The following is a 20,988-nucleotide window of genomic DNA, read 5'->3' as shown; positions in this document are numbered from 1 at the left end:
CCATCGCTCTTAACCGAGGTGCTCTATCATGCGACTGCCGATAGATGCTCATAAAGAATCGTGGCGCCGATGCCGATCAGCAGCACTCCGCCGACGGCCTCCGCCCAGCGTCCGGCAATGTTTCCCAACAATCGCCCTACCATGACACCTGCAGTCACCATGACGAACGTAGTCATGCCGATCGCCAAGGCGATTTGAAGGATGTCGACTTCTAAAAATGCCAGGCCCACGCCTACCACCATGGCGTCGATGCTGGTTGCGAAACCGGTGATGGCGAGCAGCCAGAAACCGTGTCGTTCCGGCTTGGCTGTCCCCTCTTCGTTCGAATCACTGGCAGCCGCCAGAATCATGCGAACGCCCAAAACAGCCAACAGGACGAAAGCAATCCAGTGATCCCAGGCTTTCACGTAGCTGGCTGCGGCAAGGCCCAAAGCCCATCCCGCAAGGGGTGTCAGACCCTCGATGACACCAAAGATGGCTCCGGTTCGGAGCGCTTCCGACCAACGGGGTTTCTGAAGTGAAGTCCCTTTGCCTATAGCCGCAGCAAAGGCGTCGGTTGACATGGCAAGGGCCAGTATGGCCGTCGAAGCAAGATTCATAGGGCAGATCGTTCTACAAGCCGGGCAAGAGCAAAGACATGCTTCCACTGCCCGACTTACATCGCGGAAAACATGCCAATGGTCTCGCCAACCAAAAACGGCTGCCTATGCCACAGCCTGTGAGAGGCTGAGTGTGTTGACATAGGCGTCTCCACGATGTGGAAACCGGCTACTCCCCAAGGGACGGGAAAGTATAAATAAATCTCATGGCGATTCTTGAAGGTCTAACATCTTGGTCTTTTAAATCGGACGAAAGTGATAAATATGCCCATTTAGTTAAAAAAAGTAGTTGTCCTACGTTAGAAAAGCTTTATGTGGGCTAGATCCTTAGACTGATTTTTTAGGCGCCAAATGGTCCGAAGATTAACTCGCTTTGACAGCGACTTTGCCCTTCGCCAGCGCTGGCCGCTGCGATCTACTAATTTGGTACTTGTGCACTCCTACAGATTTATTACGCGATAAATATGCGTTAGTAGACGGGCGCCTGACCAAATCAAGGTCGCATAGACAATAGCTAGCAACAGTCCAGCGACTATATCCACCGGAAAATGTACGCCAACGTAAACTCGCGCCCAGCCTGTGGCGACGGCAACAAAGAACAAGACGGCGCCCATCCTTCGAAGGCTTGGGCGAAACAGAAACAACATTGCGACCGTAAACATAACCGCTGCATGAGTGCTTGACAGAGATCCCCGGCTGCCGTGTTCGATATACGCAGGACTCAGCCCAATCATAAATGGCCGCGGTAGTTTCAACCAAGTGGCAATAGCATGCGCCAGGATTGCGGCTCCTCCACACGCAACTGCTGTACCAATAACGTAGCGACGATACGGTCGTTGACGCCACCACGTCCAGCACATCAATAGAACGAATACCTATACACCGCCTCCAATGGCGATCCAACGCGCTAGTGAGAGTACAGGCGGATTCGGGGAAAAACCTGCGCTGATCCCGTCGAAAAGGAAAGAATGAAATTCCATTATTATTAATTCTCGGTCAGTGATGAATGTCTGCTGTGATTTCGATGATGTTAGAACGGCTTAGAAAACCACGCAGGGGCACGTTGACGTGATAATAGTTTGCAAAATCGAGTGGGGTGGCGAGATAAGGTTCCTGCGTTGTTCAACGCACCCGCTTGCCAGACATGTTTCACACACAGTTGCAATGCTTGATGCCGCTGAGGAGCGCACCGCGTCTCCATGGATCGGAATCGAGCGCGTGTATCCTCTTGCGACTTACCGCTGTTGATCCGGCTAGATATCACCGCTGAAACGGTAAAGATCACTCGCATGTCTACACGCTCGCTTCACCGCATTGTTCTCACCTCTACCATCCTGGCGTTTGGAGGAAGGCACCTGCCAACACAAGCGCAGGTTCAGCCGGGTCAGGCGGTTGAAGCGGCGCGTGCAGAACCCTTCAAAGTTACCCTCGGCTCATACAGCGTCGCCGGCGGTGACCTCCCTGCGGGACCCGGTCTTGACGTCAACCTGCGATACACCTACGGCCAAAGCAACGTCTGGCTAGGTTGGTTCCGTTCGCCGGCGTTAGGGTTTTCGGAGTTGCGCAGTGGATGGGACGATGTCGTCACGTGGGGCGACGTGCGAATACTGCCCTCGCTGCAGACCGCCTCGGGCGGCTTCGTGGGCGGCGCACTGGCGATCGAGACTGGCAAACGCTGGTTCGCTGGCGCCGGGTTGGGTCGAACCAATCTTCGTCCTTACATTAATTTGAACTTTGATCCAAACGACTCGTACACCGTCTACGGCGGCTACCGCTGGACCGACGCGAGTTCGCTGTCGCTGCAACTTGTGCGCGACAAACGTGAGAATCCAGACCAGCAGCACGTGCACCGGGTATGGTGGCAGAACCTTTCCGACGGACGTCAGTTCGTCGTCGACCTGCTCGCCAAACAAGGTACTGTCGACGGCCAATTTATCCGCAGGACCGGGCTTTCCCTGGGGTACGACTGGCCAGTATGGTCGGTCCGTGCAGCTTGGGACCCCAAAGTGAACTTCACCGCACAGAATATGTTGCGCCTGTCGCTGGCCCGTCATTTTGGAGGGATCTAGTTGCTTTTATTCTTTAGCATTGAGACGTAGGTGGCCTTAAGCTTCTTACTGAGTATTTCACTTTCAATTAGGTCCTGCGGATGAATCGGAGTAACGCACCAACAAATTGAAAATATTGCGCCGAAATTACAATTAGGCTTACTTTTAAATATTAATGGCAATGCAGTGCATTTCGATGCAGCATGGCTGTTTCACCTACGTCATCCACTCAGTGAACTAAAATTGCATCTATAACGCGCAGTAAAAGGCCGGCTTAATGCCGGCTTTGGAAACGTCCATGAAGTGAAGCCAAGGAGCATCGTTAGTAAGTCCCGATTACTAACATCTGCCTGCTATTACTCGTCCACTGCACTGAACCCAGCGCTTTATTTTACTGCCTTCTTGTCAATCTCGGCCTTTTCCTTGGCGGTCTTCATACTGACCTCCGACCCTTCCTTGCCAGTCTTCGCTTCCGCCATTTCGTGCACGCCTTTCGCATCGGCCTCTGCCTTTTCATGTTTGGCTCTAGCATCCTTCTCACATGCCTTTTTCTCGGCCCTCTTCATCGGCTTGCATTCAGCCTTAGCTGTCTTGTAATCTGCATCAGCTCGCACCTTCATGGCTTATGCATCGGCTTTGCCTGCCGCCATCGAGGATTTTGTCGGGTTAGCGACGGGTGGTGTTTGTGCGTGAGCTAACGTAGCAGCGGAAGCAATCGCCAGCATGCCGGCGATGAAAGTAAGTTTCTTCATGTTAGTCATTCCTTTGAGCCGTAGATCCGGCCTCTAAACAACGCTCGTGTCCACATTCTGGTTGTAGGACATTACCTCGTGATGTATCCAGCAACGCAAGTGACGCACTTTGCCCAAGCAAAGCGAGTCTTGTTCCTTAAGTACAACCAGCTTTACGGAATCAAACGTGAACTTTTCGATCACGCGCATTACATACGAACAAACATATTAGTCTGCTTGCGCAACACTTCTTACTTAATTTTATTTAGCTTATAGTTCTTGCAGACCAAGCACCGCTTGCTAATATTAAGCACAAGCCTGCTGCATGCTCAGCTCTTATTCATCATGCCCTTGTGCCCGAGTTTGTCAGTTTAGACTATCTAAACGAAACATTTTCTTCACCCAAGCTGTAGCAAATTGAATGGCTCGACCGTTGCAAACTCAGCTTCTCCGTTGATGTATCAAGCTTCGCAGCCTTGCGGCGCCCTCTTGAGCGTCGACCAACACCAAGCGAGAGTAGCGCTGTTGCAGCGACGCGAGATCGCAGTTAAACGCCTTCTCGATCGAGTCATCCAAGCCAATAAGCGGACCGGCGCGGGTTGGCGTTATCCATTCCCAGAATACGTAGGGCAGCTTGATATGCCGAAGAAGACATGCCGCTCCAATAGCGTCGAACGAAAGCGGAGACTTCTCCCGCATGTCCAAGCCCATCCACAGTAGCTCGGCCACTGACTTCGAGCTCATGCGGTTCTCCAGCAAGAAGATGCAGGCCCCGCGACGAGACGCTCTCAAGCGCACCAGACCCTCAACAAACTCATCGGCCAAATCCAGTTTGGAAGGCGCTTCGTGCAGTACAAGCGCTGCAAATGTGCCCTTGGGCAACGTGCCTTCGAACAGTGACATGACCACGATGCCCTGCGCCAGGTCAATCAATGCGATGGCGAGGTCGCGTTGCCCGTTTAGTCCTGCGCGAGCGTAGAACAGTCGAATGTCAACGCCCTTCAGCGCATCGCTGGTCTTCGTCCAAAGCGGATCGGTGCCAAGTGTGCCTGCCGGTAGGATCTTTCTGATCCCTTCGACATCGAGCAATCTCATACGGTCTCCAAAATCATGCCTACGCCTACAAACGATACTTGCAAGGTAACCCAAAAGTATTAACCTATCAATCTGTCCTAATCTTAAGATTTTGCGCAGGACTGAATGATCGTGAGTGTTTTTGCCACCTTCGCACATCTACGACTTCAAAATCGTAACTAATTTCGAGTGCGTGTGCAGCTGCCAAACCGAACGGACTGACGGGCATTCCACACTAAGGAAAAAATTCAAAAAATTTGACGCTATTTATTCATTCATTCATAGCGTCGTGCAGCGTATCGAGGCTACGAAATTTTGAGCAAATGGGTCACAGAGCAGGCATCAACCTTGACTAGCAAGCATTTAAAACGGTCAGATGTTTACTTTGTCCACCGATTCTGAGCTCGCGCGTTTAACTAACTGTGCAGTGATCACTTACAGTGTGGAGAATGTAATGAATTTTAAACTATTTGTGTATTTGAAGTTGGTCGCCACAGGCGCCATCGTAGCGAATGCACTTTTGTGTGTTCCCTCGGCAAACGCAGGCGGAAATTGGCCGATAGGCTTAAGTGTGCCAGGGGTTGTTGTGAGCGAGCCATCACCCGCTTACTACGCGCCTGCACCGCTTTATGGTCCCGCGCCTCCTGCGTACTACCAGCCTGCACCGCAGGTCTACTACACCCCTCCGCCGCCCGTTTACTATCGACCGCCGCCACCGCCTGTTTACTATCGACCAGCCCCCACCTATTACGCGCCGCCGGCACCTGTTTATTATGAGAATGACGATCGTTGGCGTCATGGTCGTCGCCACGAACGTCGGTGGGAGGATCGGGATGACTAAGATAGAGCGATCTGCACTTTCTACTTCTCTCGTTGTTGACAGACTGTCTTTTCCGTTTTGCATCTGAGTAATTAAGATTTGTCCATAGTATATATTTAGTCTACGGACGCTTGTAATTCGGAGAGAAGATTATTTTGGTTGTACATACGGCTGTTTCTGTAGGCCTGCCTATATACATTTCATCATTTTTAACCTAGCCGCTAAAAACGACTAAATGGATTAGGAAAATCGTCGAACTGCATGTGATCATTTGCAATGTAGATTATGTTCACGACAACGCATCTATTGTTATGACCCTTTAATAAAGGCTTTATATGATGAACCAATTAGGATTCGTTGTCTTAAATGCCTTGTGTAGCATGGCTTTTGCCCAGCCACAGAATTTGCATGAGAAAATTCAGAAAGATCTCGCGGGTACTTTCGCGGTTTTACCGCTTAGAGAATCTGCCGATGGCCAGTTGCTTGCCTGTGGCCTTGAGTTTTCCGCCTTGACGCCAGACCGCAGCACCAAGCGCGGCGCTCCAGTCAAAATTATTGGCAGCTACTATCTTCGAACCTTTCCCGTGGTAGGGCTCGGTTATTCTCTTAAGCTTGGAATTTATGACGGTCTTACTTGGACCAACCCCTCACCACCGAACAATGCGTTTGTTCGGTCACTGCGTGGGCGTTCTCCTGCCACTGCTTCTCGTCTATTGGCAGAAACGCCCGGCTTTGCCCTCTTTTTTGGGCCGTTAGACAACTCGTTCGATCAGACGTTGGCAGAGATCGTTGATGAAGGAAAGCTAGTTGTCGGTTTTAACCGGGCCGTCAATCAGCAGGATGTTGTTTTGACATTGGACTTGCATGTTGAAAACACGCGCATGGTGGAAGATCGGGTTGTGCGGACGCGTTCGACTTGGATGGTCGATGAGTTCTCCGCATGCGTTGAGGAACTCATCAAATCCAAAACCAAGAAATGATGCCATGTAGCCAATAGCGTGCCATGTGTTTGCATGGGTTGATCGATTCCAGAGTACTGCGCAAGCGCTAGGTATTTGGTCCTCTTGCTTGCGATCGATAAGTACGCTGGTTCATTACTTGCTCGACTTGACCTGTTCCGTGCTACGAAGCGTTTCGCCCATCTATATTGAATACCTGCGTGACATCCACGTCTATGCTTCCATGTGCCTATCGATCGTGATTCACGGCCGACTCTGGGGCCTGATCGCCTGCCATCACGGCAGCGGGCACTAGGTGCCTTATGCTGTGCACACGACCTGCGGGGTTTCCCTCATGGCCAGGTACCGACACCGAGGAGGCAACATCGCCGTCTCCGTTAGAAACGTCTACTGTGCAGGCCCGTTGCCTAGCACTAGGACTAGCAGCCTAGGCTAAGCATCAGAATGAATGCAATTCGTCCACCGCGCGCTTGCCTTGGCATTGCGGCCAGAGCCTCACGTTCGCGCGATCGGCTGGCTAACATTTTCTGACCTCGTCGACCAGAACCGCCACCAAGGGCTACGCTTTCTTTCCACAGGTTGAAGCTCGGCCATCTGGATAGGCCGCAACCGGCGGCGCAGTTCGACCTCCAATGCATGGGTGACACCGAAGGCTTCCCGGTCACCGCGCAGCGTAGGCGTGCTCCACTCCGCAGCCAGACGGGCAAGCTCCATATCTTCCAAATGTCAAAGTTGCGGCGCGGCGTACGATTGCGTCATGAGCAACGATTTAGGGCGGAGTCAGCCTAGCGCGTTGGACAAAACAGCTGCTGATCACCTTTTTGCACGGCACCTGCGACCTATAGCTCGCAAGCGATTAACAATTCACATTCTGAGGATCATTGTTGTAGCCAGCGATGATAGTCAAAGCAACCCGAACTGGTCTTCACAATATACCCCAACGTGCTTAATTAATGAGCACAGTACTTCAAGTCAAGCTGGGCGCGACTTTGCCGAGAGTTCATCACATTTGTCCACAGCCTTGTGCCCGCATTTTGGGTAGAAGCAAACCCTTGAAGGAAAACAGCGCGCGCTGCAGTTGCGCTGCAGTTGCACTGCAGTTGCACTGCAGTTGCGCAGCATGGCGCAAAGCGCGATCTCTCGGCATACAACAATCTGCATCTTAGTGCCCTTAGCCAGCTAATGCCCTGAGATTATGCTCAATATCAAAAACCTTAAAAGGCAATATACACCCCTTGATACCAAGCACGGCAGCGCGATGTGCTGCCAAAGTCCGAATCACGACAATCTGCGCTTTCGAGTTTGCCTATTGCATGACAGCGAGTGCCATCAGGAATGTCGAATTGACAACTATTTAAATCACCTGAATCTTTTGGTAAACTCCCGTACAACGCCAATTATTTTGGCATTGCCCAGTGGTTTAATGGGAAAGCGGCGATTGAGCGGTTTAAGATAAAGTTCGCCGTTATCCTTTATCAATTGTTTGAACGTTGTTTCATTTTGAGTATTTAGTGCGATCACATAATCCCCTGGCTGCGGCTCCATTTCCGGCTCCACGATCAAAGTGGCACCGCACGGAAATGAGTCGCCAGTGTCATTCACCATGCTGTCCCCGTGAACACGCAACGCATAAGTATGCTGCTTCACCTCAACGCGCGTTGAGATCATGTCGAAATTGTTACAGGGGCGGAAGTTATCGACAACGGTGTAATTTCCGGCCTCGATTTCCGACAACAGTGGTACTTCCAAACGTACTTCCAGCGCTCGCTCCGCTCGTAACCCCGATAGCAACTCAGTCATCGACACGCCCAAAACGTCGGCCACGTGCTGCCAGTTGGCGCGCCGGGGTGCCGTGCCATTGGGACGCTCCCATTGCTGAACGGCGCCACGACTCACCCCAACGGCAATAGCAAACTGCTGCTCGCTCATTTTCAGGCGCTTTCGGCCCGCACGGATAAATTGATAACTGTCCACTGAGACACAAGTTAGGTTTAAATGTCAATTTATGAACTATAAATACTTTTCGAACGTTGTTCAGGGACAGAATCTTCTTTTAATCGCGTAAGCATAGTGCGCTAACTCGGAAGATAACATGCGTTTTTCGATACAACGTCTTTACCCCGATGGAAAGTCAAGGAAAGCAGATTCTGTGCGTCGCTGTAAACAACCTCATTCCACGGCAGGGTACAAGCTTACGCTTGAAATGATGGTGCATAGCGAAATTGGCAACGGCAAGGTATGTGGTCAGTCTACCCACCTTGACGACCAGTCCAATGCGCTCAGCGGGCGGGTTGCCAGTCGTGCCCAAGCAGTTGGTCAATGCGGCCACGACATCGATGGTAAATGGCTTGGCTAGGAACTCATTGTTTTTAGCGAGAAGCTCATTTTTCATCGCCGAGTAGCCTCCCTACTCGGTGAGGACCGGCATGGCCACACGCACGAGCCGTTGGTCCATGCACATGCACACGTGCCCGATGCGCACCATCGGCACGAGCACTGAAGTGCAAACCGATCGTTCCGACAATCTGACTTATCCGTCAACGCGCCAGCAACAGGCTTGTCACGAGCCCAACTCCCGCACAGGCCGCCAGTAGTGGCAGCACACCGACCTTGAAGCGGAACAGGGCCACCGCCGCTGCCATGGTGATCAGCGCGGACACTGCATCGAAGCGCCCTCCAAACCCTTCGGGCCACAGCACGTGATACGCGAAAAAGAGTGCCAGATTCAAGATGACACCCACCACGGCCGCCGTAATGGCCGAGAGCGGAGCGGTAAAGCCCAGCTTGCCATGCGTGGCCTCGACCAGCGGGCCACCGGCCAGGATGAAGATGAACGAGGGCAGGAAGGTGAAAAACGTCACCACCGTCGCCGCCAGAGCGCCGCTGAGGAACACCGCGTCTGAGCCAAGAATCTGTTTGAGCCAGCCGCCGACGAAACCGACGAAGGCGACCACCATGATCAGCGGGCCGGGGGTCGTCTCGCCCAGCGCGAGACCGTCGATCATCTGCGTGCCCGAGAGCCAGTGATGCTGCTCGACCGCGCCCTGGTACACATAGGGCAGCACGGCGTAGGCGCCACCGAAGGTCATCAGCGCTGCCTTGGTAAAGAACCAGCCCATCTGTGCCAATGTGCCCTGCACGCCTGAGGTTCCCACGAGGATCGCCATGACCAGTGCCCACAGGCCCAGTCCAATCGCCAGCAGCTTGACCAAATGACCGCGCGAGAACCGGGCGTGCGCTGGCGTCGGTGTGTTGTCGTCGATGAGGGCAGGACCGTAGCCCTCACCTGCCTTGGCATGACCACCACCAAGTGCAAACACCCCCGGCGCCTTGCGTGCGCCAAAGTGCCCGATCAACGCCGCAGCCAAGACGATGACTGGAAACGGCGTGTCGAACGCGAAGATCGCCACAAAGGCAGCCGCGGCGATTCCCCACATCCACCGATTGCGCAGCGCCCGAGTACCGATGCGGTGGGCCGCATGGACGACCAGCGCCGTCACGGCAGGCTTGATTCCGTAGAAGATGCCCGCGACCACCGGCACATCGCCAAAACGCAGGTAGATCCAGGACAGCCCGATAAGTATGAACAGCGAGGGCAACACGAAGAGCACGCCTGCGGCTATGCCACCCCAAGTGCGATGCATGAGCCAGCCGATGTAGGTGGCCAGCTGCTGTGCTTCGGGACCGGGCAGCAGCATGCAGTAATTCAACGCATGGAGAAACCGCTTCTCGCTGATCCAGCGCCGGCGCTCCACCAGCTCGGTGTGCATGATGGCGATCTGCCCGGCGGGCCCACCGAAACTGATGAAGCCCAGCTTGAGCCAGAACCGCAGGGCTTCCATGAAGGACACCGGGGATGGCGCGGTTCGGGTGTCTTCGAGGGTCTGCATCGTCGGTGGATTCATGGATGACTTCCCGGTGTGGCGTAGAGGGCATCGAAAACGGCCGATGCAGCAGCCAGCAGAGCGTCATCGTCCGCATGCACTGCTCGCAGCCCGCTCAGGATGGCTTCCAGCCCGGCGGCTTCCGCCGAAGGAATGCCACCGATGTTCAGGTAGTGCACGGTGGCCGCGATCCGCTGCAGCTGCCGATCGTTCTCGAGCGCGAAGCTCTCGATCAGTGCTTCGAAGGTCACCCGATCGCCGATGTGCGAGAAGCGGGCGCCGTCGTAGTCGAAGCCGATGGCGTCATGCGGCGCTTGCAGACCCCCTGCAACATCTGGCAGCCAAACGAACTCGGCTTGGCGATCGATAAAGCGCCGGATCAGCCACGCACTGGCCAGCCGGTCGACCCAGGGTCGGGTTCGTGTCGCCCATTGCTTTGCCTGGAACTGGGCCGGGTCGACACGCTCGATGTCACCTTGCAAATTTTGGCGGGGTTCGTCCTTGGCGTACGTGATGTCCACCGTGCGACGCAGCGCCGTCATGGCCGATTGGGCCTGGAGCGCAGCAGCGCCGGAGTAGTAGTCGATCCGCTGCAAGCTGCGCAAGTCCTCCTCGATGCCGCGCAGCTTGCGACGGGCGTCGGTTTCACCCATGTCCTGCAGTCCAGCGCCCAGTGATGCCGCGCTGTCGCGCCACTGCATATAGGCCTCCGTGCGATCGAACTGGGCCAGCATTTCTGCTTCCTGCGATGCATCCCGCGGCATGAGGTTCAGCACTGAGGCCATACCGCCGTGCTGGCGAACTTCATCGGCCAGCGTCTCGAACTTTTCAATCTCGCGCTCTGGCAAGACATAGGCGCCGTCGCGCAGTGCGACGCAGCCCAGGGTCTTGAGCGCCCGCCAGATCCGCAGCCGGACCGCGTTGGGCTGCGTAGGTAAGGTCGTGACAAACAGAATCCACATTTCTCGAAGCATACGCTACTGAAATTGATATGGACATTTCTTATACTTAGGCAAAACCGTTCACTTGGTTCACATAGTTCACTTGTTTCGTTAGAATGACTGGGTCCACCGAAGGTGGACCCACTGAGCACGACCGTGAAGCTCGGCGGCAAACACATTCAGGAGAACGGTCATGACCCTATTGAAGAAAGCTCGTCGTCTTCCAGTGGCCGACATGACGCCCGAAGAGGCAGAGATGGCACGCATCGCCCAACGCTGCATTGGTGAAGCGCTGGACAGGTCTCGAGCGGCCAGCATCAAACTGGTCAGCGACGACGGTGAGTTGCCACCCGTGGAGTTGCCGACCCAGGCCTTGCGACTGATCGGCGAGGTACTGGGCGCATTGAGCGAGCGACAGTCCGTGACCGTCGTCTTGGCCAACCGTGAGATGTCGACCATTGAGGCGGCGAACTACCTGAATGTGTCTCGCCCGTTCGTGACGCGAGAAATCCAGGCCGGCCGTCTGCCGCACCGCATGGTGGGCACCCATCGACGCATTCCGTTCGACGAACTGCATGCTTACAAGGAGCGCATGCGCGGCGAACGAAAGGATGCGCTGCAGCGGCTGGCCGACGACGCAGGCGAATTGGGTCTGGAGTATTGATGGCGGGGCACGCTCGCTACACGGCCATTCTGGATGCGTGCGTGCTCTACCCGGTGAGCGTAGCTGATGCCCTGATGAGTTTTGCCGAGGCTGACCTCTATGCCGCGAAGTGGACAACGCTGATCGAGGACGAGTGGATCAGGAATCTGGAAGCAGACCGTCCCGAGCCGGCCTGGCGTGCATTAATGCCTGCGCTGAAGCTCCCCGATCCCGACGATGTGCACGTTCTTGCCGCGGCCATCGCCGGCCATGCCGACTGCATCGTTACGGCCAACCTGGTCGATTTTCCAGCCTCTGTGCTGGAGATTCATGGCGTGACCGCGGTTCACCCTGATGATTTTCTGATGGCCCAGTTCGATCTGGATCATGTCAAAGCGATCGCGGCGCTCAGAGACATGCGGGGACGTTCAAAGAAGCCGCCCTACGACGCTGAAGAATTTGCCCGAATCTTCGAACGCAACGGGTTGGTCGGAATGGCTGAGCGACTTCGCAAGGTCGCACTTTTGCTCTGATCGAGCGACACAGGGTGTGTGCAGCAACAAACACCAGTGTGCCGTTCATCTGCAGCACCTCACGGAAATCATCGTCTTGCACGTTTTGCAAGGGCATAGCCCTAAGATTAGGCTAAGAATCCTATGGCAAATTGAGTACGAATCGCGAGGCTAACGTCTACCCTCATTACGTTGTCAGTGCAGATTCTTTGATTCGGCTGGACCTCAGCCGCAAAGCATTGGTGATGACGGAGGCTGAACTCAGGCTCATCGCCAGCGCTGCGATCATGGGTGAGAGCAGCCAGCCGGTGAACGGGTACAGCACCCCCGCCGCCAGTGGGATGCCCAGCGCGTTGTAGAGGAACGCAAACATCAAGTTCTGCTTCATGTTGGCGACAGTTTGGTCGGAGATCAGACGGGCCTGCGCAATGCCACGCAGGTCTCCCTTGACCAACGTCACTTGAGCGCTGTTCATGGCCACATCGGTCCCCGTTCCCATGGCGATGCCCACATCGGCTTTGGCCAGTGCGGGGGCGTCGTTAATACCGTCGCCCGCCATGGCGACAACGCGGCCTTCCTGCTGGAGCCGGGTCACCAAGGCCAGCTTGTCGGCGGGCTTGACTTCACCATGCACCTCGTCGATGCCCAGGAGCGCGGCGACGGCCTTGGCCGTGGTCAGCCCATCGCCGGTGGCCATGATCACGCGCAGGCCCGAAGCTTTCAAGCCGGCCAGCGCATCCATGGTTGTGGCTTTGATGGGATCTGAAACCGCCACCAAGCCTGCAGGCCGACCATCGACCGCCAGGAACATCACGCTAGCGCCTTGCGTACGCATCGCCTCGGCCTGTGACTTCAAGTCATCAACTGGTACATGCAGCTGCTCCATCAGTACGGTGTTACCCAAGGCGAGCTTTCTGCCGTCCACACTGCCGCTGACGCCGATGCCGCTGCTGGACTCGAACCCCTCGGGCGTCGTCAAGGTCAGTTTGCGTTCGCGCGCCGCCCGGACGATGGCGTCGGCCAGAGGATGTTCGCTGCCCTGGTCCAGACTGGCAGCCAGGCGCAAAACCTCGTCTTCGGTAAAACCCGACACAGCCACAGCCCGTTCGAACACGGGTCGGCCCTCTGTCAGCGTTCCTGTCTTGTCGATGATCAGTGCATCGACCTTGCGGAAGTTCTCAATGGCGGCTGCGTCTCGAAACAGCACGCCCTGGGTGGCGGCCTTGCCGGTCGCCACCATGATCGACATGGGCGTGGCCAAGCCGAGGGCACACGGGCAAGCGATGATGAGCACGGCCACCGCATTGATCAGTCCGTAGACCCAACTCGGTTCGGGCCCGAAGAATCCCCAGGCCAGCAGCGCCAAGACAGCCACGCCAATGACGGTCACGACGAAGTAGCCGGCCACATGGTCTGCCATGCGCTGCATAGGCGCCTTCGAGCGCTGGGCCTGCACCACCATCTGCACGATGCTTGCCAGCACAGTCTGCGATCCGACCTTCTCCGATCGCATCACCAGCGCGCCGTTGGTGTTCAGCGTCGCGCCGATCAGCGGGTCGCCCACCCGCTTGGTCACGGGCAGCGGCTCGCCTGTCAGCATGGATTCGTCGACCGCGCTGCCTCCTTCAAGCACCACCCCGTCCACCGGCACCTTTTCTCCGGGCCGCACGCGCAAGCGGTCGCCCACGTGGACGTGCGTGATCGGCACATCTTCTTCGGCGCCATCGGCCTTGATCCGGCGGGCCGTCTTGGGTGCCAACCCAAGCAGCGACTTGATGGCAGCTGAGGTCTGCGAGCGGGCCTTGAGCTCCAGGATCTGGCCGAGCAACGTGAGCGAGATGATCACAGCCGCCGCCTCGAAGTAGACCGAGACCCTGCCCATGGACACGAACGACGCGGGAAACACGCCCGGTGCCACCGTCGCCACGACGCTGTAGACAAAGGCCGCGGCGGTGCCCAGGCCGATCAGCGTCCACATGTTGGGACTGCGGTTCGCCACTGACTGCACGGCACGCACGAAAAACGGCCAGCCCGCCCAAAGCACGATCGGCACCGTGAGGACCAGTTCGATCCAACTCTGGGTGCCCATTTCGAACCACTGCAGGCGGTGGCCGGCCATCGCCAGTACGGTAACGACGATCGTCAGCGGCAAGGTCCAGAAGAACCGGTGCTTGAAGTCGCGCAGCTCCGGGTCCTCACCTTCCTCGAGCTTCGGCATCTCCGGCTCCAGCGTCATGCCGCATTTGGGACAGTTGCCCGGATGGTCCTGGCGGATCTCCGGGTGCATGGGACAGGTGTAGATGGCACCTACGGCATCCGGGGGTACGACCTGCGCAGGATGAGGAGGTTGACCATCGACGGTCGCAGTCAAGGCCTGCGAAGACTTCATGTACTTGGCAGGATCGGCTTGGAACTTGGCCTTGCAACCTGCGCTGCAGAAGTAGACCGGCTGTTTCTCGTGCTGCAGGACATGGGGCGATTGAACGGTGACGTTCATGCCGCACACCGGGTCATTCAAAGGATTTTCCGGGCTGAGTGCAGATGCTGCCTTGTCTGAGACTGGGAGATGCGACCCGTGAGTTCCGTCAGGAGACCCATGGGAAGGTGCGAGCGTGGAATCCATGGGGTTTTATCCAAACGGTAAGAATTTTGAAAATGCCGCGATCAGTGCCGGCCTGGCAGCAGGCCACTGCCACGAAAGCGATGTGGCGCTGTATCAGGAACCGGACGCTGCTCGTCCGCTAGGTTTTCAACGATGGGACAGTCGGGTCGGTCGTCGCCATGGCAGTGGTCCACCAGATGCGCCAGCGCGGCTTTCATGGCCTGAAGCTCCTGTAGCTTGTCGTCGAGTTCCAAGAGGTGCGCCTGCGCCAAGGCCTTGACCTGACGGCTGGGACGCCGCTGGTTTTGCCACAGGCCCAGCAGCTCGCGAATCTGATCGATCGAGAAGCCCAGATCGCGCGATTGGCGTATGAACCGCAGCGTGCTGACCTCCTTGTCCGTGTACTGGCGATAGCCAGCCTCGGTGCGAGATGCTTCGGGAAAAAGGCCAACCTTTTCGTAGTGACGAATCATCTTGGCCGACAGGCCGCAGGCCTTGGCTGTCTCACCAATGTTCAACGGACCCATGAATGTTATCCCTTGGAAATGATGCTTGGCGACGAGGGCTGTTGTCGACGTCGAGAGCAGCTTTGCAGGCCAATGAATGAAGGGAAGGTGGCCGATGGAACACGGCAACCTGCCCTTCCACAACGCATGCTGAGGCTTCACACAATGGGAAGGTCAAAACTTTGTTCGCGCAGACATTCCGGCATAAGGGACAAGGCAGCTTTTTATTGACCTTCCCATTGAGGCAAGCATGAAGCTTGACCTCTTCAAACCCTTCTGTCGAAAGAAACCATGATCACATTCGAAGTCAACGACATGACCTGCAAGCATTGCATCGCCACCATTACCCAGGCGGTAGCGGGAGTCGATCCGCAAGCAGCCGTTCGCATCGATCTGGCAACCCATCGGGTGGAGATCGAGTCAAGCACGGCCAACGTCCAAGCCTTGAGCCAAAGCATCCAAGACGCTGGATACAGCCCGTCAGTCGCAAGTCTGGCAACGGTCACATCTGCGCCAAAGAAGGGTGGTTGCTGCTGCGGCTGAAAGTTGGCTATCTAAGCCTAGCGGTAGGCTCGGTAAACCGTTGACGTACCCTGTTTTGAAATTAACAAGACATCGAAACGGGGTTGCGGTTGAGCGGCACCTGGAGGGCCCTCCATACCTGGCGATCCCATGGGCATACCGGCGACAGCCAGTCCCACCGCATTGGGACGTTCGGACAGCAGCCGCTTGATTTCTGAGGCAGGCACATGCCCTTCCAGGGCATAGCCAGCCACTTCACCGGTATGACACGATGCTAACGAGAGCGGGATGCCTTTTTTGGCTCGAATCGTGGACGTGTCTTCAATATCGTGCACGACTGTTTTGAAGCCGGCGCTCTCCAAATGCGAAACCCATTCTTTGCAGCATCCGCAGGTTGGCGTTTTCCACACCTCAATGAGTGGATTTTTCAAATTTGTAGCTGCTAGCGCGGGTAGCGCAAAAGCAGAGAAAGCGCCTGCTAAGATGAAGTTGCGGCGTATATGGTTGATTTCTGTTTGCATAATTGGAATGTACCAGTTGAATCAGAAAAATTTATCGTTTATTGAATTGCAGGCGAAAGCAAGCCAAAAACCGCCACCAGAAAAAGTATGACAACAGCCAATAAAAATTCTATGTTAAGGCTGCGCTTGAGAGCTACGCAGGCCGCATGCGTATTGCCGGAACGCACAGCTGCTTCAATGCGTGGAGCGAGGCGGTGACGATTGAGAGCAGCCATCATGAGCATGCCTGCAAACAATGCTAATTTGAGCAGCAGTAATATTCCGTAAGTGCTAAGAAAAAGCAAACTTAGGTTGTTGCCTGCAATCAAATATAAATTAACGACCCCAGTCACAACCAGTGTAGCGACAATGATGGTTCCTACCGTAGCGAAACCCACGGAGGTTCTAGCAAGAACACCGAAATGCTTTTCACTTGAGCCTTGCTTTGCCAAAGCAAGGAATGAGGCTAACGCGCCAACCCAAGCGCCAGCTGCCAGCAGATGAAGAATGTCGGCCGTGAAGTGCAGAAATCCTCGCACTCCTTCATCCATCGCGCCATGACCACCCCATGCCAATGAACCCAGCGCGATTGCACCGCCCACGGAAATAATGATGCAACCTTGCGCCGGTTTTTTAAGGAATCTCAGCACACCTGTCAGGGATACAACCAACGCCATCATGCGAGAAATCCAGGCGGTGCCGAAATAGGTCTCGCTGAGAATCATGCCAAACGCGTGACTCTCGATCGTTCGATAATCAGTAGCACCCGTCATGTTTTTAACCATGACAACCAAGCTTGCAACCGATAACACCAATCCCAATAGAATACTTCCGAAGATGATTATTGGCAGAATGCGACCTGGGAAGGTTGAACGCTCTTCATTTTTCAAAGCATAAAGACTGAACAATGGCATTCCAAATAGAACCATCAAATCAGCATACAGCCCGAATCGATGATAAACACTCCCCCAGTCCAGATCCATGATTTACTTGACTTTGAAGCTAAAGTTGCCAGTGATTGGGTGTGTATCGCTCGACACTGCACGCCAATCGACTCGATAAGTTCCAGTCGTCAGAGGTTGCGCGGGAGTGATAACCATGACCTTGGGATCCGCTGCGGCTGAGACGGAAGCAGGTGTTTTCATGGAACCGTCCATGCCGGGCATCGCAGTCATCGTCACCGTAGCGCCTGAGAATTGTTTGACTAAGTTCTCAGAGAATTCCAGCTCGATTTTTTGGGGAGCCTCTCCAGTCGCGCCATCGGCTGGATTGGAAGACAACAACTTAGGATGTGCGAGAGCTGCTGCACTTGCAACAACCATTAGGAACGCGCTTGCAGCGCGTACAACCGTACGTTTCTGAATCATTTTGAGAAATTCCATTTGATTAGAACCACATCCGAACACCGGCAACGACACGCGTTTCGCTCGCCCGGCCTCCCGAAGCACGTACCAAATCAGCTGTTCGTCCAAAAGTTGAATACTTTTCAATCCCGATATAAGGAGCAAACTGGCGACTGAACTCGTAACGAAGCCTCAGGCCCGCAGAGGCATTGGCAAGGCCACTGCCAATTCCCATATCGGGATCGTTTTTTGAATAGATGTTTGCTTCGACCCGAGGTTGCAAAATCAACCGCTGTGTCAGAAGCAGTTCGTATTCAGCAGCAAATCGAGCAGCGACTCGCCCATTTTCTGAAACGTAGCCTGTTGCCTCTACTTCAAACCAGTAGGGAGACAGACCTTGAATACCAAACGCAAGCCAATTGCGTGCAGGTCGGCCACTACCCGCATCGTTTCGAACACCAAGCTGAGTGTCGAAATACGTGGATACGGCACGACTCCAGAGAAGTTCATTTCTGGCCTCGTGGACCCGGCCTTTTTCCACTTCGCCTTCGGTCTTGATCACCAGTTTGTTGTAAGAGTTACCAAACCAGGCCTGCGCTTCGTAGGAGGTAGAGCGACCCGAATTTGTGTCGACGAGTTCCAGTCGATCAACCAGTACCGATGCAAAGCGGTGTTCATCAGCCATGTGGAGGCTGCGGTTTGGGCCTATGGCATAAAGGCCGCGACCGATTTCAAAACCGTCTGCGTAGGCGTCAGGATCACGTGCATCTGGCGGTGCTGAACCACCCTGCATTTTCATGCCGCCTGCGCCATGATCCATGCCTTGCACGCCGCCTTGGCCCATGCTCGGCATCTTGCTGTGGTCCATGCCCTTCATGTCGCCCTGACCCATGCCCGGCATCTTGCTGTGGTCCATGCCCTTCATGTCGCCCTGACCCATGCCCGGCATCTTGCTGTGGTCCATGCCTTTCATGTCGCCCTGACACATGCCTTGCATCTTGCTGTGGTCCATGCCCTTCATGTCGCCCTGACACATGCCCTGCATCTTGCTGTGGTCCATGCCCTTCATGTCGCCTTGACCCATGCCTGGCATCTTGCTGTGATCCATGCCCTTCATGTCACCCTGACCCATGCCTGGCATCTTGCTGTGGTCCATGCCCTTCATGTCACCGTGGCCCATGCCCGGCTTCGTGCCGGGTGCCATGCATTTCATCTTGCTCGAATCCATGCCCTGCGCTTTGCAATGAGCCATGCACTGTTGCATGTCGCCTTGAGCCATGCATTGCATCTTGCTGGCCGGAGCTGCGTTTACTACTGGCGGTTTGGCGATGGCGTGACCACTGTGCGGTTGGGCTAAAGCAGGCACCGCGCTACCCGCAGTGATGAGGCCAACGAGAATCGAGACTGCATTTTTTTTCATGTTCATTCCTGGTTGCTCGGCGCTCATGCCACGATGGCTTCACGGAACATGCCCGCATCCATGTGCAGCATGAGGTGGCAGTGCCAAGCCCAGCGTCCAAGCGCATCGGCTGTGACGAGGAAGCTGATGCGTTGCGCAGGCTGAACCGGAATGGTGTGACGGCGTGCCTGGAAAGCTCCTTCGGGCGTTTCCAGTTCGCTCCAAAGGCCGTGGAGGTGCATCGGGTGGGTCATCATGGTGTCGTTGTGCAGGATCACCCGCACCCGCTCGCCATGCTTGAAACGCACAGGTGTGGACTTGCCATACTCCACGCCGTCAAATGACCAGGAGTACCGCTCCATGTTGCCGGTCAGATGGAGTTCGATCTCGCGTCCTGGGCCGCGTGCATCCATCGCGCCGCCGATCGTATGGATATCGGCAAGGGTGAGCGCGCGCCGGCCGGTGTCACGCAATCCAATGCCTGGGTCGTCCAGATTTGTTCGAGCCATATCGACCCGCATGTCGGTACTGGGTCCGTACTCGGTTCGAGCATGGCGAGCCTTCGTGCTTGGGGTTGCGAGCGAGTCCTTGGCAGACGCTCCGTGACTCATGGCCGAGTGATCCATACCTGCCATACCACTCATACCTGCCGTACCACCCATGCCACCCATGGCCGCATGGTCCATGCCACCCATCATGTCCTTCATGGACAGCCACTGGATCTTGTCCAAGGCAGGCACCGGCGCTTCCAGTCCTGCACGAACAGCCAGCGTTGCGCGGGCATAGCCTGTACGTTCCATCGCTTGCGCGAAGATCGTGTGCGCATCGTCGCTCGGTACCACGAGGACGTCATACGTCTCCCCTGGCCCAAAGCGAAACTCGTCCACGCTGACTGGCTCGCAATTGATCCCATCCACCTGGACCACCTTGAGCTTCACGCCCGGGATGCGAACGTCGTAGAACGTATTGCCCGAACCGTTCACAAAGCGCAGACGAACGGTTTCACCCTTGGAGAAGATGCCTGTCCAGTTGCCGGCCGGCGTCGTGCCATTGGCCAGGTAGGTCAAGGTCGCCGAAGAAAGATCTGCCAAGTCGGTTGGACTCATGCGCATCTCGTTCCACATCTTCCTTTTGTCGAGCGCTGAACGAAAGCCGTCTTTGGAGACATCCCGGATGAAGTCCGGCAAGGTGGGCTGGTTGTAGTTGTAGTAGTCGCCCTGGACCTTCAACTTCTTCAAGACGCGCATCGGATCTTCATCGGTCCAATCCGACAGAAGCATCGTGTAGTCGCGATCAGTACGAATGTCTTTGCCTGCATCCGCAGGATCGATGATGAGACTGCCATACACCCCGGTCATCTCCTGGAAGCCGGAATGCGAGTGGTACCAGTAGCTGCCGTGCTGCTTGACCTGGAACCGATAGGTGAAAGTTGTTCCCGGTGGGATGCCGTCGAAACTGATGCCCGGGACACCGTCCATCTGAAACGGCAGGATGATTCCGTGCCAGTGAATGGATGTGTGTTCCTGCAGTCGGTTGGTCACGCGGATCGTGACCGTGTCGCCTTCTCGCCAACGCAGCGTCGGCCCAGGCAGGCTGCCGTTGATGGTGGTCGCAGTTGTCGCCTTCCCCGTGAAATTCACTGGCGACTCGTCGATGACAAGATCGAATTCAGTGCCTGACAGCACGGGTGGCGATCGCGTGACTGCGCCTGCGTTCGTAGCGCTCCACGCCCCTGCGGGCAGCGCGGAAATCACACCGCCCGCCACCAGACCTTGCACGAACCGACGACGAGGCAGTGGAGGGAGCGCAGACGCGACAGGGTAACGATTCATAGGGCTCTCAAGTGAATGTTCGGCTGGCCGGTGCGGCACCGGTGGAAGAATCGGTGAAGCATAGAAATGCTGC

21 protein-coding genes and 1 riboswitch are annotated in these 20,988 nt (G+C 55.7%); of the genes, 6 read left to right on the top strand and 15 right to left on the bottom strand.

What is annotated here, in order from left to right:
* Positions 1–26 precede the first annotated feature (26 nt).
* Together mntP and ACSFA3_RS21705 are read right to left on the bottom strand one after the other, a co-directional pair.
* Positions 27–599 (bottom strand): manganese efflux pump MntP, encoded by a 573-nt coding sequence (mntP, locus tag ACSFA3_RS21710; protein WP_435507574.1) that lies wholly within the window; start codon positions 597–599, stop codon positions 27–29.
* Positions 600–614: 15 nt separating this feature from the next.
* A riboswitch (yybP-ykoY riboswitch) is annotated at positions 615–789 on the bottom strand.
* A 250-nt stretch (positions 790–1,039) separates the two neighbouring features.
* Positions 1,040–1,459 carry a phosphatase PAP2 family protein gene (locus ACSFA3_RS21705; RefSeq protein ID WP_435507573.1) on the bottom strand — a complete coding sequence of 140 codons (420 nt, stop codon included), beginning with the start codon at positions 1,457–1,459 and terminating at the stop codon, positions 1,040–1,042.
* 429 nt (positions 1,460–1,888) lie between these two features.
* On the opposite strand from ACSFA3_RS21705, the gene ACSFA3_RS21700 reads away from it, so the two are divergent.
* On the top strand, positions 1,889–2,668 hold the full coding sequence (locus tag ACSFA3_RS21700; protein WP_435507572.1) for a hypothetical protein: 780 nt from the start codon (positions 1,889–1,891) through the stop codon (positions 2,666–2,668).
* A gap of 365 nt (positions 2,669–3,033) precedes the next feature.
* On the opposite strand, the gene ACSFA3_RS21695 is transcribed toward ACSFA3_RS21700, so the two are convergent.
* The 3 genes from ACSFA3_RS21695 to ACSFA3_RS21685 all read right to left on the bottom strand — a co-directional run bounded on the left by ACSFA3_RS21695 (position 3,034) and on the right by ACSFA3_RS21685 (position 4,473).
* Complete coding sequence (locus tag ACSFA3_RS21695) at positions 3,034–3,267, bottom strand: hypothetical protein (protein WP_435507571.1); 234 nt, start codon at positions 3,265–3,267, stop codon at positions 3,034–3,036.
* Between the two features lie 3 nt (positions 3,268–3,270).
* On the bottom strand, positions 3,271–3,399 hold the full coding sequence (locus ACSFA3_RS21690; RefSeq protein WP_435507570.1) for a hypothetical protein: 129 nt from the start codon (positions 3,397–3,399) through the stop codon (positions 3,271–3,273).
* 420 nt (positions 3,400–3,819) lie between these two features.
* Positions 3,820–4,473 (bottom strand): hypothetical protein, encoded by a 654-nt coding sequence (locus ACSFA3_RS21685; RefSeq protein WP_435507569.1) that lies wholly within the window; start codon positions 4,471–4,473, stop codon positions 3,820–3,822.
* A gap of 1,137 nt (positions 4,474–5,610) precedes the next feature.
* Here ACSFA3_RS21685 and ACSFA3_RS21680 point away from each other — a divergent pair.
* Both ACSFA3_RS21680 and ACSFA3_RS21675 read left to right on the top strand, forming a co-directional pair.
* Positions 5,611–6,252: a hypothetical protein gene (locus tag ACSFA3_RS21680; RefSeq protein ID WP_435507568.1), complete on the top strand. Its 642-nt coding sequence runs from the start codon at positions 5,611–5,613 to the stop codon at positions 6,250–6,252.
* Between the two features lie 25 nt (positions 6,253–6,277).
* Complete coding sequence (locus tag ACSFA3_RS21675) at positions 6,278–6,526, top strand: GAF domain-containing protein (protein ID WP_435507567.1); 249 nt, start codon at positions 6,278–6,280, stop codon at positions 6,524–6,526.
* 1,064 nt (positions 6,527–7,590) lie between these two features.
* Here the strand turns inward: ACSFA3_RS21675 and ACSFA3_RS21670 are convergent.
* The 3 genes from ACSFA3_RS21670 to ACSFA3_RS21660 form a co-directional block, all read right to left on the bottom strand.
* Positions 7,591–8,205: a LexA family protein gene (locus ACSFA3_RS21670; protein WP_435507566.1), complete on the bottom strand. Its 615-nt coding sequence runs from the start codon at positions 8,203–8,205 to the stop codon at positions 7,591–7,593.
* A gap of 563 nt (positions 8,206–8,768) precedes the next feature.
* Positions 8,769–10,136 (bottom strand): chromate efflux transporter, encoded by a 1,368-nt coding sequence (gene chrA, locus ACSFA3_RS21665; protein ID WP_435507565.1) that lies wholly within the window; start codon positions 10,134–10,136, stop codon positions 8,769–8,771.
* Positions 10,133–11,089, bottom strand: a complete 957-nt coding sequence (locus ACSFA3_RS21660; RefSeq protein ID WP_435507564.1) for a chromate resistance protein ChrB domain-containing protein — start codon at positions 11,087–11,089, stop codon at positions 10,133–10,135. Before ACSFA3_RS21660 ends, chrA begins: the two co-directional genes overlap by 4 nt.
* Before the next feature lie 202 nt (positions 11,090–11,291).
* On the opposite strand from ACSFA3_RS21660, the gene ACSFA3_RS21655 reads away from it, so the two are divergent.
* Complete coding sequence (locus ACSFA3_RS21655) at positions 11,292–11,720, top strand: helix-turn-helix domain-containing protein (RefSeq protein ID WP_435507563.1); 429 nt, start codon at positions 11,292–11,294, stop codon at positions 11,718–11,720.
* Positions 11,720–12,232: a VapC50 family PIN domain-containing toxin gene (locus ACSFA3_RS21650; RefSeq protein WP_435507562.1), complete on the top strand. Its 513-nt coding sequence runs from the start codon at positions 11,720–11,722 to the stop codon at positions 12,230–12,232. The genes ACSFA3_RS21655 and ACSFA3_RS21650 overlap by 1 nt, the downstream gene beginning before the upstream one ends.
* A gap of 166 nt (positions 12,233–12,398) precedes the next feature.
* Here the strand turns inward: ACSFA3_RS21650 and ACSFA3_RS21645 are convergent, their stop codons facing one another.
* The gene (locus tag ACSFA3_RS21645) at positions 12,399–14,834 is read right to left on the bottom strand and encodes a heavy metal translocating P-type ATPase (RefSeq protein ID WP_435507561.1); all 2,436 of its coding nucleotides are present in this window, start codon (positions 14,832–14,834) and stop codon (positions 12,399–12,401) included.
* Between the two features lie 41 nt (positions 14,835–14,875).
* Positions 14,876–15,340 carry a Cu(I)-responsive transcriptional regulator gene (gene cueR, locus ACSFA3_RS21640; RefSeq protein ID WP_435507560.1) on the bottom strand — a complete coding sequence of 155 codons (465 nt, stop codon included), beginning with the start codon at positions 15,338–15,340 and terminating at the stop codon, positions 14,876–14,878.
* 270 nt (positions 15,341–15,610) lie between these two features.
* Here cueR and ACSFA3_RS21635 point away from each other — a divergent pair, with 270 nt between their 5' ends.
* On the top strand, positions 15,611–15,862 hold the full coding sequence (locus ACSFA3_RS21635) for a heavy-metal-associated domain-containing protein (protein WP_435507559.1): 252 nt from the start codon (positions 15,611–15,613) through the stop codon (positions 15,860–15,862).
* Positions 15,863–15,879: 17 nt separating this feature from the next.
* On the opposite strand, the gene ACSFA3_RS21630 is transcribed toward ACSFA3_RS21635, so the two are convergent.
* From ACSFA3_RS21630 to ACSFA3_RS21610, 5 genes are all read right to left on the bottom strand, one after another.
* A complete protein-coding gene (locus tag ACSFA3_RS21630; RefSeq protein ID WP_435507558.1) occupies positions 15,880–16,362 on the bottom strand; it encodes a DUF411 domain-containing protein in 483 nt (160 codons plus the stop codon).
* A gap of 38 nt (positions 16,363–16,400) precedes the next feature.
* A complete protein-coding gene (gene copD, locus ACSFA3_RS21625) occupies positions 16,401–17,324 on the bottom strand; it encodes a copper homeostasis membrane protein CopD (RefSeq protein ID WP_435507557.1) in 924 nt (307 codons plus the stop codon).
* A 3-nt stretch (positions 17,325–17,327) separates the two neighbouring features.
* On the bottom strand, positions 17,328–17,663 hold the full coding sequence (gene copC, locus ACSFA3_RS21620) for a copper homeostasis periplasmic binding protein CopC (protein WP_435507618.1): 336 nt from the start codon (positions 17,661–17,663) through the stop codon (positions 17,328–17,330).
* A 64-nt stretch (positions 17,664–17,727) separates the two neighbouring features.
* Positions 17,728–19,131 carry a copper resistance protein B gene (locus ACSFA3_RS21615; RefSeq protein WP_435507556.1) on the bottom strand — a complete coding sequence of 468 codons (1,404 nt, stop codon included), beginning with the start codon at positions 19,129–19,131 and terminating at the stop codon, positions 17,728–17,730.
* The gene (locus ACSFA3_RS21610) at positions 19,128–20,915 is read right to left on the bottom strand and encodes a copper resistance system multicopper oxidase (RefSeq protein WP_435507555.1); all 1,788 of its coding nucleotides are present in this window, start codon (positions 20,913–20,915) and stop codon (positions 19,128–19,130) included. Before ACSFA3_RS21610 ends, ACSFA3_RS21615 begins: the two co-directional genes overlap by 4 nt.
* Between the last annotated feature and the right edge of the window lie 73 nt (positions 20,916–20,988).

The sequence above is a fragment of the Variovorax glucosi genome (assembly GCF_051216695.1).
GTDB lineage: Bacteria > Pseudomonadota > Gammaproteobacteria > Burkholderiales > Burkholderiaceae_C > Variovorax.
The sequence above is the reverse complement of the archived record's forward strand: the minus strand, read 5'-3'. Positions and strand labels throughout refer to the sequence as shown.